At 42.1% G+C, this 16,467-nt stretch carries 12 protein-coding genes; 4 read left to right on the forward strand and 8 right to left on the reverse strand.

The features are described from left to right. Window positions 1–8: 8 nt before the first annotated feature. On the forward strand, window positions 9–2,357 hold the full coding sequence (locus tag ACST14_RS04650; RefSeq protein ID WP_459461046.1) for a M1 family metallopeptidase: 2,349 nt from the start codon (window positions 9–11) through the stop codon (window positions 2,355–2,357). 36 nt (window positions 2,358–2,393) lie between these two features. Here ACST14_RS04650 and ACST14_RS04655 read toward each other — a convergent pair whose 3' ends face one another. From ACST14_RS04655 to ACST14_RS04670, 4 genes are all read right to left on the reverse strand, one after another. Next, window positions 2,394–3,107, reverse strand: a complete 714-nt coding sequence (locus ACST14_RS04655) for a sulfite exporter TauE/SafE family protein (protein ID WP_459461048.1) — start codon at window positions 3,105–3,107, stop codon at window positions 2,394–2,396. 1 nt (window position 3,108) lies between these two features. After that, entirely contained in the window at window positions 3,109–3,927 is an 819-nt protein-coding gene (locus ACST14_RS04660) for a phytoene/squalene synthase family protein (RefSeq protein WP_459461050.1), read from the reverse strand. A 1-nt stretch (window position 3,928) separates the two neighbouring features. Continuing rightward, the gene (locus ACST14_RS04665) at window positions 3,929–5,398 is read right to left on the reverse strand and encodes a phytoene desaturase family protein (protein ID WP_459461052.1); all 1,470 of its coding nucleotides are present in this window, start codon (window positions 5,396–5,398) and stop codon (window positions 3,929–3,931) included. Window positions 5,399–5,526: 128 nt separating this feature from the next. Then, complete coding sequence (locus ACST14_RS04670) at window positions 5,527–6,030, reverse strand: RNA polymerase sigma factor (protein WP_459461054.1); 504 nt, start codon at window positions 6,028–6,030, stop codon at window positions 5,527–5,529. Window positions 6,031–6,227: 197 nt separating this feature from the next. On the opposite strand from ACST14_RS04670, the gene ACST14_RS04675 reads away from it, so the two are divergent. Continuing rightward, window positions 6,228–8,552: a TonB-dependent receptor gene (locus ACST14_RS04675; protein ID WP_459461056.1), complete on the forward strand. Its 2,325-nt coding sequence runs from the start codon at window positions 6,228–6,230 to the stop codon at window positions 8,550–8,552. On the opposite strand, the gene ACST14_RS04680 is transcribed toward ACST14_RS04675, so the two are convergent. The 4 genes from ACST14_RS04680 to ileS are packed head-to-tail and all read right to left on the reverse strand — an operon-like array spanning window position 8,549 to window position 15,269. Then, on the reverse strand, window positions 8,549–9,940 hold the full coding sequence (locus ACST14_RS04680) for a murein hydrolase activator EnvC family protein (RefSeq protein WP_459461058.1): 1,392 nt from the start codon (window positions 9,938–9,940) through the stop codon (window positions 8,549–8,551). The two genes, ACST14_RS04675 and ACST14_RS04680, sit on opposite strands and share 4 nt — an antisense overlap. A 4-nt stretch (window positions 9,941–9,944) precedes the next feature. Then, entirely contained in the window at window positions 9,945–10,751 is an 807-nt protein-coding gene (locus ACST14_RS04685; RefSeq protein ID WP_459461060.1) for a DUF4292 domain-containing protein, read from the reverse strand. A gap of 28 nt (window positions 10,752–10,779) precedes the next feature. Further along, window positions 10,780–11,877: a tetratricopeptide repeat protein gene (locus ACST14_RS04690; protein ID WP_459461062.1), complete on the reverse strand. Its 1,098-nt coding sequence runs from the start codon at window positions 11,875–11,877 to the stop codon at window positions 10,780–10,782. Window positions 11,878–11,882: 5 nt separating this feature from the next. Next, the gene (ileS, locus tag ACST14_RS04695) at window positions 11,883–15,269 is read right to left on the reverse strand and encodes an isoleucine--tRNA ligase (RefSeq protein WP_459461064.1); all 3,387 of its coding nucleotides are present in this window, start codon (window positions 15,267–15,269) and stop codon (window positions 11,883–11,885) included. A 35-nt stretch (window positions 15,270–15,304) separates the two neighbouring features. On the opposite strand from ileS, the gene ACST14_RS04700 reads away from it, so the two are divergent. Both ACST14_RS04700 and ACST14_RS04705 read left to right on the forward strand, forming a co-directional pair. Then, entirely contained in the window at window positions 15,305–15,919 is a 615-nt protein-coding gene (locus ACST14_RS04700; protein WP_459461066.1) for a 5-formyltetrahydrofolate cyclo-ligase, read from the forward strand. A 60-nt stretch (window positions 15,920–15,979) separates the two neighbouring features. Next, entirely contained in the window at window positions 15,980–16,456 is a 477-nt protein-coding gene (locus ACST14_RS04705; protein WP_459461068.1) for a hypothetical protein, read from the forward strand. The last annotated feature ends 11 nt before the right edge of the window (window positions 16,457–16,467 follow it).

Consider the following 16,467-nt stretch of genomic DNA (forward strand, 5'->3'; position numbering starts at 1 on the left):
TTTTCAACATGCTTAAAAATCTACTAAAACTTGTCGCGCTAACCATCGTTTTGTTACCCGCGAAAGCACAGACTACCTTTAACGCAAACAACCGATTCGAGCAATTAGAATCGACTTTGCCCACGCCTAATTCGTATCGTACCGCGAGTGGATCCCCCGGTAAAGATTATTGGCAGCAACGCGCTGATTATGACATCAAAGTAGAACTGGATGACATTAATCGCAAGATTATTGGGTCAGAAACGATCACTTATTACAATAATTCCCCAGACGAATTGCCTTATTTATGGATTCAATTAGACCAAAACCTATTTGAAAAAAATGCCCCAGGCAAAACCACCAAAACGGGAGAAATCAGAAATGGCATCAGCGCGGGTGCCTTCCAAGAACTAACGGATCCGAAAGATTATGGATACAAAATCACGGCCGTAAAAGATAGCAAGGGAAACCCTTTGCGTCACACGATCAATCAAACAATGATGCGCATCGACCTTCCGACTCCGTTGAAATCGGGTGCTTCGGTTAGCTTTGGCATTGATTGGAATTATCTAATTACTGCCTATTATGGCCGTTCTGGCTATGAGGTTTTAGGTAAAGAGAACATTGCGAACTATTTCATCGCACACTGGTTTCCACGCTTAGCGGTTTATAATGATGTATATGGCTGGCAGCATAAGCAATTTTTAGGACAGGGCGAATTCACACTGAATTTCGGAAACTATAAAGTAGCCATCACAGCGCCTAATGACATCTTAGTAGGTGCGGGTGGTGAATTATTAAACCCAAATCAGGTTCTTTCAGCAACGCAATTAAAGCGTTGGGAGCAAGCAAAAACGGCGACTCGTCCGGTCGAAATTGTGACACAAGACGAAGCCATCAAAGCAGAAAAAAGTGTACCTACCGGAAAGAAAACATGGGTATTCAAAGCAGACAATGTGCGTGACTTTGCCTTCACGGCTTCCCGTAAGTTTATTTGGGATGCTATGCAGGTGGATGTAGAGGGTAAAAAAGTGTGGGCTATGTCCTATTATTCGAAAGAGGGAAATCCACTTTGGGGTAAATATTCCACCATGGTGGTAGCGCATACGCTACGTTCGTATTCAAAGAGAACCGTTGCTTATCCCTATCCAGTAGCTATTTCTTGTCATTCTACCGCAGGTGGCGGAATGGAATATCCGATGATCTCCTTTAATGGTGGCCGTCCAGAACCGGATGGAACGTATACGGAGAATGTGAAAAACGGAATGATTGGTGTTATTATCCACGAAGTGGGACATAATTTCTTCCCTATGATCATTAACTCGGATGAGCGTCAGTGGTCTTGGATGGATGAGGGCTTGAATACTTTCTGCCAGTATTTAGCAGAGCAAGAGTGGGATCGTAATTTCCCAGCACGTCGTGGCGAGCCACAGTCGATTGTTCCTTATATGCGCTTAGATTCTAAGAATCAGGTGCCTATTATGGCGAACTCGGAGAATATTATGGATTTTGGGAATAATGCGTATGCTAAACCAGCTACGGCCCTAAATATCCTGCGTGAAACGGTGATGGGTCGTGAATTATTCGATTATGCGTTCAAAGAATACGCACGTCGTTGGGCCTTCAAGCAACCCTATCCAGCCGACTTATTCCGTACTTTAGAGGATGCGTCAGGGGTGGATTTGGATTGGTTCTGGAGAGGTTGGTTCTATGGAACGGAGCCGGTAAATCAATCGATCGAGACGGTAGAATGGTTTGGAATCGATACACAAGATCCCGCTATTAAAAAGGCAGGGGATAAAGCGGTGGCAGAAGCGAAAGCAAAGACCATGTCATCCATTCGCAACAAAACAGACATCAAAAGCACCGTAGTAGAGGAGAATCCAGATTTGACGGATTTCTATAATACGTACGATCGTTTCGCTCCTACCGAAGCAGATAAGAAGAAATACCAAGACTATATGTCTTCCTTGAATGAGGATGAAAAGAAATTAGTTACGGAAGGTAAAAACTTCTACGTGGTGAACTTCAAGAACAAAGGTGGTTTACCGATGCCAGTCATTATTCGCTTGAATTACGAAGATGGTACAGAAGAGGTATTGCGCTTTCCTGCGGAAGTTTGGCGTTTGAACGATGTGACGGCGAAGAAGATCATTCCTACTTCTAAGAAAGTAGTGAAATGGACATTAGATCCTTTCTTTGAGATTGCGGACATCGATACGGAAGACAATGCCTTCCCTCGCGAACCAGCTCAGCCTACGAAGGTTCAGTTATTCAAGATGCAAGGGCGTACGTATAGCGGAGGGCCTAACCCGATGCAAGAGGCGAAGAATGCAAAAGAGAAATCCGGCGCAGTAACCGGATCGAAAAACAATTAATTTTATGAAGAAGGCCCCTAGAAATAGGGGCTTTTTTTATACGAAAAATAATTTAATGGAGGCAATGAGAAGCACCAAAGCCAAGATCCATTTCACCTTCGCATTCGAAGCAATTGCCGCACCCCAGCGGGCACCTAAGAAACCGCCTACTAATGAGGCCGCTAACCAATACATGATTTGGGATTGATCCAATGGAATCCAGGTTTTTAAACCGGCTAATCCGGAAACAGAATTCACGAAGATAAACAAGGCGGAAACGGCCGCCGCCTCTTTCAAAGAAGCCCACCGAAATAAGAGCACTAAAGGGCTCAAAATAATTCCCCCTCCTATACCGATCATTCCGGATAATAATCCAATCAAGGACCCAGCTAAAACTCCAAGCCCTAAGTTTAACTTACACGGTTCCGACTCTTTCAACGTGACCACCATTCGAATCACCGCTAATAATAAGCACGCCCCTAAAATTTGTTTGTACGTCGAATCAGTTAATGGAATACGGGCACCTATAAATGCCGCCGGAATAGAGCCAAGGGCAAAGGGCCAAAATAAATTCCATTTAAAATAGCCTTGTCGATAAAAGGCAATAAAAGACATCAACGAAACCCCTAGATTTAACAACAAAGCTGTCTGTTTCATCACGGGCGGCGCGATCAAAAACAAAGCCATCACAGCTAGGTATCCACTTGCACCACCGTGACCCACGGAGGCATACAAGAAGGCCATTAGGGCTAGTAGTAGAATTAGTTCCACACTATTTACGTAAGGCTAATTGGAAATAAATGAACATCTTTTCCCAGTCCGCTACCCGAATGCGTTCTTCCTTAATTCTGGAAGCAGGCAAGGATTTTATCTTTTCAAAAAGTCGAATATAATACTCATAGGCTAGTAAACAACCCTTGCTCGCTACCCGAGGCAGACGGTGAATCCCGCGCAAACCGGCATCAAAATCCAATTGGATGTCCGCTTCAATTTCTCTTTTTTCGGCATCCGTAAAGGTATTAAAATCAATGCCTGGGAAATACACTCGACCACGTTCGTCGTAATCGGAACGAATATCGCGGAGGAAATTGATTTTTTGGAAGGCGGAACCTAAGGCGCAGGCATCTTCTTTTAAGGAATCGTATTCGACTGGATTACCTTCACAAAAAACACGCAAACACATCAATCCTACCACTTCGGCAGAACCGTAAATGTATTCTTTGTATTCTGCCGGGTTATAATCCCGCTTCGTTAAATCCAATTCCATGGAGTATAAGAAAGCGTCAATTAGTTCGCGCTCCATCCCGAACTTATTCACAGCCCACTGAAAGGAATGCAAGATGGGATTTAGACTAATTTTCTCTTCGATTGCCCGATACGTATCCTCCCGAAAACGCTGCAACAAAGCCGCTTTATCTTGGTCATGAAAAGTATCTACGATTTCATCTGCTAACCGCACAAAGCCATAAATCGCATAAATCGCGTCATGTACTTTTTCATCCAAGGTACGAATACCTAAGGAAAAAGAAGTCGAATAAGCCTTCGTTAAGAGCTTGCTAGATGCCAGGGAAACTCGTAAGTATAAATCCATATTATCCTTTTAATTCTTTATCCACTTCGGTTGCCACTACAATTCCTGAAATCAAAGAAGGAGGAACTCCGGGTCCAGGAACCGTTAATTGCCCGGTATAATAGAGATTATCCAGGTGTTTATTTTTCAAGGTAGGTTTTAAAATAGCTGTCTGCATTAACGTATTGGCTAATCCATACGCATTTCCCTTGTAGGCGTGATAGTCAGATTTGAAATCATTATGTGCAAACGAACGTTTGTACACAATAGCATCACGAATTGAAACTCCACAATGTGCTTCTAATCGATCCATTAATTGCTCGAAATACTTTTCCCGAACTTCCTCTGTATCATCTAAATCTGGGGCTACCGGAATCAATAAAAAGATATTCTCACTACCTTCTGGCGCTACGGAAGGATCAGTCACTGAAGGAGCGGAGGCATAAAACAAAGGATCTGATGGCCAAGCCGGATCGGTATAAATTTCATGCGAATGAACCGTGAAATCTCGGTCAAAGAACAAGTTATGGTGCTTTAAATTAGGTAGGCGCTTCGAGATACCTAGGTAAAATAAAAGAGAGGATGGAGCCATCACACGTTTATCCCAATAGGCTTCATCATAATTACGCAATCCGTCGCCCAGTAGTTCTTCCACATGGTGGTAATCTGCGCCAGCCACAAAAGCGTCGGCCTCGATTAATCCTTGCGAAGTTTTAACCCCGATAACTTGACCGTTTTTTATTTCAAAACCTTCAACCTCTGCATTGTACTGAATTTTAACCCCTTTTTCCTCAGCAAGTGCCACCATTCCTTTGACAATATGGTGCATCCCTCCCATCGGATACCAGGTGCCTAGCTTGATTTCAGCATAATTCATCAAAGAATACATCGCGGGGGTATTTTGTGAAATCGCCCCTAAAAATAGAATGGGGAATTCCATTAATTTCAATAAAGTGGACGATTTAAAGAACTTGCGAATGTGTTTATAGAAAGAGGAGAATACGTCTATACGAATCGCATCGACCAGTAATTTTAAACTTAAGAATTCCGTTATTTTACGAGATGGTTTCCAAACAAATTCTTGAATCCCCACTTTGTACTTATAGGCCGCTTGCTCCATAAAGGCGTCTAAAGAGGCCCCCGCTCCCGTCTCATAGGACTCGAACAATGTCTTTAAATCCTGATAATTCGCGGGTAAATTAATGGTCTCTGTTTCGGACAAAATAACCGCATAGGAAGGATCTAAACGAACTAAATTATAATAATCGGATGGCTTCTTTCCAAAACGTCCAAAATAGTTCTCAAAAATATCAGGCATCCAATACCAAGATGGCCCCATATCGAAGGTAAAACCGTCGGATTGAAAAACACGAGCTCTACCACCCGCATGGTCATTTTTTTCTAAAATCTGAACTTCATAGCCTTTAGAGGCTAATTCTGTCGCCGCTGAAAGACCTGAAAAACCCGCGCCAATGACAATTACTTTCTTCATATTAAACTATAATTTAACAAATATACCGATCTTTCTTTAGGTCAAAAGACTAAAAAGAAAAAGCCAGATAAAATCCGGCTTTTTACTGTTCTGTTAACCAAAAAACTAATCAAAACCTATTGAAAATCTTAGGCATACATGTGTAAGTGTGTTTTCAAATCACGTCTTGCCATAAATATCCTATTTTTTACCGTCCCGATAGGAAGGTCTAATTCTTCTGCAATTTCATGGTATTTAAAACCTTCAAAATACATCATAAATGGAACTCGGTATGCATGATCTATTTTTGCAAGTGCAGATTGAATATCTTGATTGACGAAAGAGTTGATTGCATCATTTTGTTGCAATGACTCCATCGAATTAATGTAATGCAAATTATCTGTTGTATCGATAAACGTATTACGACGAACCATTCGTTGGTACTGTGTAATAAACGTATTCTTCATGATCGTAAATAACCAAGCTTTCAGGTTTGTCCCGTCTTGGTATTTTTCGCGATTCGTAAATGCTTTGACTAAAGTGTCCTGAACTAAATCGTTCGCATCATCTCCATCTTTGGTCAAACGCAAAGCGAAAGGGCGCAAAAACTTAGAAAACGTGCCTATTTGATAGGTAAACTCTAAAGCTGTCATGTTGATAAACTATTTTGTTCAACAAATTTATAAAAAGATTAAACAAAACAAATTAATTGTTTAACTTTTTTTTAAAATAATTAAACAAAATTTGGTAGCCCCATTTGCCTCATTCATCGCCAAAGCAAAAGGGTTAATCTTTTACCTCTCGAATAATTGGATAAAAAGGGCTATTAGACCTATCTTTATACCCTATTATGCTCAAAAGTTACCTGTTCATTCTTCTCGCTTTTCTCTCTTTCGGTGCCATCGGACAGACGAATTGCCATTGTTCTTTAAAAGGCTTTGTAGCTTCTAAGGAGAATAAGGAGAAAGTACCGGGTGCATATGTTTTCATAAAAGGCACGAATAAAGCGACCATTACCGATGCAAATGGATTGTTCCTCATAAAGGATCTTTGCCCTGGAAAGTATATCCTAGTCTGCCAAATGGCTAGTTTTGATCCCATCGAAACGACCATTAATTTAACAGATGAACACGAAGAAGACTTTGTTTTGAGTTCGCATGATGAACATTTGCAAGAAGTTTTTGTGCAGGGAAGAAAACAAGAAATTACCTCCCAGTTGAAGTCTCAATTGAGTGAAGAAGAAAGATCTCAGAAGGATGGTTTGTCATTAGGGGAGATGCTAAAAGGCCTCACCGGTGTCCAAAGCCTTCAAACCGGTAGCTCCGTTTCTAAGCCAGTCATTCATGGCTTACACTCTAATCGTGTGATTATTTTGAATCAAGGCGTCAGACAAGAAGGCCAAAACTGGGGTAGCGAGCACGCTCCCGAAGTCGATCCATTTGTATCCAAAAACATTCAAGTCATCAAGGGGCCAGGTGGACTTCGCTATGGCGGTGATGCCATCGGTGGCATCGTGATGCTCGAGCCGAATCCCTTACCCGATACCGCTTCCCTACACGGTTCTATTCAAAGCATTTACTTCAGCAATGGTCGCCAAGGGGTTTTGTCTGGACTTTTAGAAGGGGGTATTCCCCGTTCAAAAGGCTGGGGATGGCGCATTCAAGGGACTTTAAAAGACGGGGGAAATATCCAGAGTGCTGACTATTACCTGAGTAATACCGGGGTTAAAGAGGAAAATTTCTCTGGGGCAATTGGTTATAAATCAGATCGCTTAGGCGCAGATTTTTTCTACAGCCGCTTCCATTCATTAATTGGAATTTATGAAGGTTCTCACATTGGAAATATAGCGGATTTAGAGCGATCAATTGCTAGAAATAGGCCATTAGCCGCATTTACTCCAGATGAATTCAGTCGTGAATTGAATCGACCTAACCAGGATGTTTGGCATGATTTGGCAAAAATAAAAGGCTTCTATCATCTACCCACTAATGCCACCCTTCGAGCGACAATAGCCATGCAATCAGATGAGCGCTGGGAATTAGATGTTCTTAGAGCTGGAAAAAATATCAATACACTTCGATTTAATTTAGAAACCTACAGCGGCGAATGGCTATATGACGAGTCTAGTACAAATAAAAAGTGGAAAGGTCAATTTGGAATGACCTTCCTAAGCCAAGGAAATATCACCTCCGGCAAAAGAGTTCAAAACCCCACTTTGACGACCAGTTTATTACCTAATTATTCCCTACAGAATACAGGGGTTTTTGCCATCGAACGCAGAGCAACAGAAAAGTGGGAACTCGAATTAGGTCTACGATATGATGTAAAAGACATTGAAACCCATCGTCCGAAAGTCAATTTTTCCCCTAACATTCTCCGAAATCAACAAACTTTCAACGGATTGTCAGGAAGTATCGGATTTACCTACCGTTGGAATCTGTTCACTGAATCTCAATTTACCGCATCTCGTGCCTTTAGAGCGCCTGGAGCAAATGAATTATTCTCAAATGGGGTCCACCACGGGGCTGGCGCATTCGAAATAGGGGACCCTAATTTAAAGGGGGAATCTGCTATGAACCTAAGCTTCAGCACTACGTACAAGCGAGAGCGATGGGACATTGAATTAGGTTTATATTCAAACCAAATCCACAACTTTATCTATTTAAGACCTGATGTACTGAATGGAAATGCCGTTTACGCGACTACGGTCAGAGGGGTATTTCCCATCTTTAGTTACCAACAAGTAAATGCTAGATTCCAAGGAATAGATTTTCAAGCAAGCTATCTGCTTAGTGAGCGATTGTCTATTCAACAGAAAATGAGCCTAGTTAGGGCATTTGACACTGAAAACGATCAATACCTAGTGGGCATACCAGCGGACCGTTTTGAATACCTATTACGCTATGCATTTAAAAAAAATAAGCACTATGTGAGTGGAGGAATTACCTCCGTTGCTAGACAAACTAGGGTGGAAGACGGATCCGATTATTCGGCTCCCCCGGAAGGGTATTTTTTAGTGAATTTAAACTGGGGAATGAGTGTTCGGGCTTTCGACCTAAGCTTACGCGTTTCTAATGCTTTGAACACGGCCTATCGCGACTATTTAAATCGATTCCGTTATTATGCGGATGATCAAGGTCGCAACATCAGCTTCAAGGTGGCGTATAATTTTTAGCGACGAAGCCAAGACTCGGGGTTTTGGCGTACCGTATTTTTCCAAACCTGAAAATTAATCTCTGCCGTTCCATCGTCATCTGAAGCCACTGAACCAATTCTTTGACCAGTTCTTACACGCGTCCCTACACTCACTGAAACATTAGCAAGTTTACTGTAAACCGTGAAATAATCACCGTGCTGAATGGCCACCACCATATTGATACCCGGAATATTCACGACTGATTGAACCACCCCATCATATACCGAATGAACCGGTGAACCTGGCGAAGTTTGAATATCAATTCCGTTATTATTAATCATCACACCTTTCAATAAAGGATGTTTATGTACTCCAAAATGATCCGAAATAAATCCGGAAGGCACCGGGAACGGCATGCGTCCACGCAAGGCTGCAAACGAACTCGCTAATTTCGCCTCATCTGCATTCATATAATAGGTATTGTTTTCGATCTTCTTTTCTTCGGCTGGAGCTGGAGCAGGTGCCGGCTCTGCTTTTGCCTTCTTCGTCTCGGCTACGACTGTTTTCTTATCTTCTTTAGGCGTTTCTTTTTCCGCTAAAATCTTCGTCGTTTCCCCTTTCTTCAATTCCGGCAAAGCTGGTTTCACCACATCTACCTTCTTCACCTGCCGCGCTAGGCGTAATTTACGTTCCCGATCAATACTCTTCTGAATTTCTCTCTGGACTATACCTGCAATCAAATTATCTAATTTGCGAACCGCTAATTTTTTGCGTTCTAATTCCGTCTTCAGCTTTTTTTCTTGTTGGGTCAAAACCGTAACCACCTTATCCTCCTTCGTTTTTAATACCTCTAACTTCTTCTTCTCCCCTTCTTTTTCCACTAATACTTTCTTCTCCTCCTTCTTCTTGTAAACGACTTTTTGCTCCTGAGTCATTAAATCTTGACGCGTCTTAAAGATTAAATCTGCCTGCTTTTTTCGGTTTGCAGAATAATGACGGAGGTAATCAAAACGACGGACAAACTCGCCTAAATCATTCGATAATAACAAGAAACTCATTTTATTATAAACCGTAGATGACTTCTGAGCCTCATAAATCATCAAGGCATATTCCTTCTTCAAGCGCTCTAATTTCGCTTTTAATACATCGCCCTCTTCGCGTAATTTTTGGGCTTCTTCTGCTAAGATTTGTTGATTTTGCTCCAGTACAGTAATCTGCTTTTTCTGCACTCCGATTTGCTCTTTTATGACATTTAGCTTCCCTATGGAAGCTTTTTTCTTCTTCGAAGTACGGGAAATAATCGAATTAAGCTCTTTGATTTTAGATAAATTATCCTTTTTCTGCTGCTCTAAAGCCGCTTTCTTATCCGTCTGAGCGAATGAATGAAACGTAAATAATAGACCTAGGATAAAAACGAAATATTTCAATATTTTAATTCTTTAAAAGTTTAGCAGGCACTTTAAATGGGAATTCTAGAGGAGTGTCTAATAGCTCAACTTTAGAATACTTAATGGTTATCAATGTCTGATTAAATTGATTTTCTTTATTTTTTAAGTCCAAAGTTATCGAACTAGAAAAAGGAAAAATCGCCGAATTTAAGGTCGCGAAATCCTCATAGTCTAATGTTAATTTGCTCGATGTAGGCAAATCATTCACTGATATTTTTTTCAATTTGCGGTTAGGACCTACCCAATTATTTACTTCCACATGCCCCTCTTGCTGTTTTACTATAAAATTCTCATTCTCCCGGACTACCCGTCTCGTACTATTTTTCTTAAAGGGCTGATTGCCTACGATCATGTTTTGGATCAAATCATAGGACACTTTAAATCCTAAACTCGTGCTCAAACTATCGTAGGTCAAATTCGTATATTCGTTATTGATCTTATGGTAAAATTGCACTCGGTCTTTTGTGAATAAAACGGCCGCACCAGATATCATAGAGACCGAAATGTTCGCCCAAATAATGCTATCCTTCTTCATTCGGATATCCACCACGTAATTATCCGTATTATTTCCGGCTTTCCAAACCACCTTCGATTTAGCTTTCAAATAAGTGAAATTCAAATCATCCGAAGCAGGTTGTTGATCCACCTCTTCTACAGGGACCACCGCGACTACAGGGGTAGAATCAACTCGGATCGTATCTACTTTCACCTCTTGAGTCATCGTCACTGTCGCCTTAGGAGCACAGGCACATAGCAAAAACAAAAAGACAAGACTAAAAAGAATCCGCATGAGGAAGAATTTTAATTTCAAAAATAGCTCAATTTTCGGGAATTTGACGCATTTGAATCTTTTTATCTACTGATTCTCGCTTCGGTTCTAATCGAAGGGCTTCCTTCCACGCCTCCACTGCTTTATCTACCAGCCTTAAACGAAATAGTACATCACCATAATGTTCCCACAAAGTAGCCGAAACATTCTCGCGATCCTTCAAGGCCGCTTCCATGGCTACTCGAGCCTCCACGTAGCGTTTTAGTTCAAATAATACCCATGCACGGGTATCTAAATAAGTGCCGTTTTTCGGATGGTCTTGGACTAGACGCGCAGATAGCGAATCTGCTAAGGCTAATTTTTCCTTTCGAATGGATAAGAAATAACTGTAATTATTTAGGACGTGATCATCCTTCGGGTTTGCCGCTAAGGCTTTATTAAAGGCCGCATCAGACGCAGCATTATTCCCCAAGGCTTGGTAGGCATCCCCTAAAATGGGATAAACCCAGGGAGCCATTCGAGGATAATTATCAAGGGCTTCTAAAGCATGTTCGACTACCTTTTCTTTCTGATTTAATTCCCAGTCTAATTGAATGATACGCACCCAGAGTTCTTCTTGAACGGGACCTAAATCAGCGGCTTGCAGGTAATACTTATTTTTTTGAGTGAGGTCTTTGCTATCGTCACCTTTAGATAAATAGACAAATTGCTTCACCCGAATCATATCAGGTTCAGAATCAAAGCGATGATCGTCGTAGGCTAAGAGCTTTTCGAAGCAGTCCAAAGCCTTCCTATATTCCTTGTTCGCCAGCAATAAATCTCCGTATAGCAGCCCATAATCGAAGGAGTAGGGAGATAATAGATTGGCTTTCTCCGCATTAGCTCGGGCTGAGGTGAGTTGTTTGTCAGCGAGGTAGCTTTTAGCCAAATAATAAAAGACCGCCGGCTCCTGAGTTTGCACTTTCGCCAGCTTCTCGAAAACCAGAATCGCCTCACCAAAATCCTCCTTCATGTAGTGGCGCATCCCGTCCGCCATCAGTGATTCGGATTGCGCCTGTGTTTGCATCTCCGTTTGCGCAGAAACCTGAGCAGCCACAGGAAAAAACCCACCTAAAAGTATAATCAAATAAGTGAGCTTCCGAATCATATGATTTACGCTACCGTGACATTAACGAACAAGTTAGACTCCTCAAACGTAATTTCGGTCGAGGCCGAATCCACCCATTCCAAACTCAAAGCTTGTACTTCCTGTGAAATATATGCTTTAAATTCATCCAAGCTAGCTTTCCATTCGTCGTTCGAATGCTGCACTTGGATATTTATTTTATCCGTTACATCGAAACCAGAATCTTTACGCAGGTTTTGAACGCGATTCACAAATTCTCTTGCATTCCCTTCACGAACTAATTCCGGCGTTAAGGTATTATCTAACGCAATTGTCAAACCTCCCTCACTTGCCGTCAAATAACCCGGCATATCTTCCGTCAAGATTTCTATGTCTGCTAAGGCAATTTCAAAACCTTGAATTTTTGAAGACCCTGTAGACTCAATGGTAGCTAAATCTGAAGCAGACATGCCCGTAATCGCCTCCGCTACCACCTTCATATCTTTCCCAAACTTTGGCCCTAAAGCCTTGAAATTAGGCTTCACTTTCTTATTCAATACGCCAGATGCATCGTTTAAATAATTGACTTCCTTCACGTTTACCTCTGATTTAATCAGATCTTCTACGCGACGGATTTGGTCTCTAACCGACTCTTGCAACACCGGCACTAATACTTGCGCTAAAGGCTGACGCACTTTTATGCGGTGCACCTTGCGAATCGAGTGAACCAGGGAGCAAATACCTTGCGCTAATTCCATCGAGGTTTCTAGTGCTGGATTTTGCAGACTCGGATTTACTTGCGCAAAATGCGTTAAGTGAACCGATTCTTTATCCGATAAATTCTTAAATAGCCACTCGCCATAGAAAGGCGCGATAGGCGACATTAATTGCGCCACCGTCTCTAAGCAGTGATATAAAGTCTCGTAAGCTGCTTGTTTATCCGCGTTGATTGCCTGATTTGCCGTTTCCGGATTCCAGAAGCGTCGGCGTGACAAACGAACATACCAATTTGATAAATGATCACACACGAAATCTTGGATCGCGCGACCTGCCTTTGTGGGCTCATAGCTTTCGAAAGCCTCCTCCACTTCCGCGATCAAATTCATTAATTTAGATAGAATCCAACGATCTAATTCCGTTAAATCCTCCTCTTTTATGCCAGCCGGAGCGAATCCATCTAGATTCGCATACAAGGCAAAGAAATTATAGGTATTCGTCAGTGTGCCAAAGAACTTGTTGCGCACCTCCGTAATTCCAGCTAAATCAAATTTCAAATTATCCCATGGCTGCGCATTGGTAATCATGTACCAGCGCGTTGGATCAGCGCCGTAGGTGGCGAGTGTGGAGAATGGATCGATGGCGTTGCCTAGGCGTTTGGACATTTTGTTTCCGTTTTTGTCCAAAACCAATCCCGTCGATACTACGTTTTTAAACGCGACCGAGTCTTCCAGCATACTCGAAATCGCATGCAAAGTAAAGAACCAGCCACGTGTTTGATCCACCCCTTCCGAGATGAAATCCGCCGGATAACTCTGCTTAAAAATGTCTTGATTTTCAAATGGATAATGCCATTGTGCAAACGGCATCGCACCCGAATCAAACCAAACGTCAATCAAATCCAATTCCCGCGTTAACACATTACCAGTGGCAGAAAGCAAGAAAACCTCATCCACAAACGGGCGGTGTAAATCCGCTTCTCCTGCGGCTAAAGCCTGTAGAAAGGCGGTATTACCTTTCGTCTGAACGACCGTTAAAGCCCCAGAAGCCAGCGCCTTTTCGATTTCTAATTTCAATTGCTCTAAGGAACCGATGCAAATTTCCTCTGAACCATCTTCCGTCCGCCAAATAGGCAAAGGCGTTCCCCAATAGCGCGAACGGGATAAATTCCAGTCCACTAGATTCTCCAGCCAATTACCAAAACGACCCGTTCCGGTCGACTCTGGCTTCCACTGAATCGTCTTATTTAAGGCAATCAATTTATCTTTTACCGCCGTTGTCTTGATGAACCAAGAGTCCAATGGATAATACAAAACCGGCTTATCCGTTCTCCAGCAATGTGGATAGGAGTGATCAAATTTCTGTACGTTAAAGGCCTTATTTTCCGTCTTTAATTGAATCGCAATACGCTCATCCACCGACAAATACTTATCGCGACCTTGCTTCACACGCTCCGCTTCTTTCTCCTCATCACTTAAATAGGCTTCTTTTACGGGTTCCAAAGCGTAGTCCGTCACCTGCGCCACAAAACGGCCTTGGCGATTCACTAAAGGAACCTCTTTCCCGTTTTCGTCTTGGATTAATAGGGCTGGAATGCCATTTTGGGCTGCTACTCTAAAGTCATCTGCTCCAAAAGTCGGTGCGGTATGCACCATCCCCGTTCCATCTTCCGTCGTCACAAAGTCCCCTAAAATCACGCGGAAAGCGGGAGCTAAAGGTTGCACATACGGCATCAATTGCTCGTATTCAACTCCTTCTATATCTGAACCTTTACAAGTGGCTACGATTTCATAGGGAATTGCCTGAGGCTTTTTCTCTGCCGCTTCATAAGCTGCAAAATCGCTGTTTTCGGCGGCTGCTTGGAAGTAGTTTTTGACTAAGTCTTTGGCCAAAACCACATGAACCGGAACAAACGTATACGGATTAAAGGTCTTAACTAGAACATAAGAAATATTCTTTCCTGCCGTTAATGCCGTATTAGAAGGCAAAGTCCATGGCGTCGTCGTCCAAGCTAATAAATAGACTGGAGCATCGCCTGAAGCTTTGAACAAAAACTCCGATTTTGCAGTCTTTATCGCCCTAAACTGTGCCGTTAAGGACGTATCCTTCACATCACGGTAGCAACCTGGCTGATTCAATTCGTGGGACGATAGACCCGTTCCCGCTGCCGGCGAATAAGGCTGAATCGTGTATCCCTTGTATAATAAACCTTTATCGTATAAACGCTTTAATATATTCCAAACACTCTCAATGTAATTCGCCTGGTAGGTTACATAGGGGTTTTCAAGATCCACCCAATAACCCATTTTCTCCGTCAAATCATTCCACTGATTCGTGAATTTCATCACCGTCTCGCGGCATTTTTTATTGTATTCTTCGACTGAAATACTCTTACCAATATCTTCTTTCGTAATGCCTAATTCCTTCTCTACCTGCAATTCCACCGGCAAACCGTGTGTATCCCAGCCCCCTTTTCGCTTTACTTGTTTGCCTTTAAGTGTTTGGTAACGACAAAAAATATCCTTAATCGCCCGCGCCATCACGTGGTGAATACCAGGTGTTCCGTTCGCAGAAGGAGGTCCTTCGAAAAACGTAAACGTCGGTTGTCCTTCCCGTGTGGAGATGGATTTTTCAAAGATGTTATTCGCGTTCCAGAAATCTAGAATTTCATCTGCCAAAGCGGCGTAATCTAAATTTTTGTATTCCTTAAAGCTCACAGACGTGCGGGGTTAAATTAAAATAATCGGCAAAATTGAGGCAAAAATACAAAATTATACCGAACATCTCACGTGATGATTTGTATTCTGAAAGCAATTACCTAGGTTTGAATATGAAGAAGGCTGAGATTCGAAATATAGTGGCGGCGCAACGGGCGCAATTAAGCAAAGACGAAATTGCTGTTCGCTCAAAAACTATTCTTTCCTTCTTGCCTCCGCTTCTTGAAGACAAAAAAACCATCGCCAGCTTTAAGGCCATTCCCTACCGCAAAGAAATTAGTTTAGATCAGCTTGAAGGCTTATTTGCTTTTCCTCGCGTGTCGTCAGCTTCCGATGCTACGATGGAAATGGTTATTGCATCCGAATTTACCCCGTCCGAATGGGGCATTCCTGAACCGCTGGGTGGTGTCGCAGTGGAGCCTACGAAATTCGATATCATTTTAATCCCTCTACTTGCGTTCGATAAAAAAGGTCATCGCGTAGGCTATGGAAAGGGTTTTTACGATCGCTATTTGGCTTTATGTAGACCCGATTGCCTGAAAATAGGCATTAGCCTGTTCGAACCTGTTGAATTGATCGAGGATATCGAAAGCCACGATATTCCGCTAGATTTAGCCGTTTGTCCCTCTCAGGTATATGATTTTCGTTGATTTTTCTTTCGATTCCCCGATTTAAGCCCTAATTTTGCAAGTCAAAATTCTAGCTTTATTTTGAAAATCAGGATCTTACTTTTCTTTTTGTTTGCATTCAGCTATTGCGCTTCAGCTCAAGAAAAAAAACTCATTCCGATTGAGGAAGTGCAAGGAGTTTGGAGTAGGAAATTTATTTATGATAGGCAGATTATTGATCATCCTTTGGCCCTACAAATACCATTAATGGAAGCCAAAGACCCGGAAATCAGTGTCGAATTCTTGAAATTCAAACGACAACGTAATCTTTCTAACTGGTTAGCCGGCATGTCTACGGTATTCGCTTTATCTACCTATTTGAGTAAAGGAAGCATATCGGATGGCTTTTACTGGTCAGCGGTGGGAGGAATTGCCATAGCAAATGTCTACATAGGAACCGTAAGCAATAGGCACTTTAACAAAGCTTTAAAACGATATAACGAATTAAGTAAAGCCCAAATGGGCATTAAATTAGGTTCCACAGGGTCTGTGGGAATTGGAATTACATATCCATTATAATTAAATAAATA

It is taken from the genome of Aquirufa sp. A-Brett2-15D (assembly GCF_054558735.1).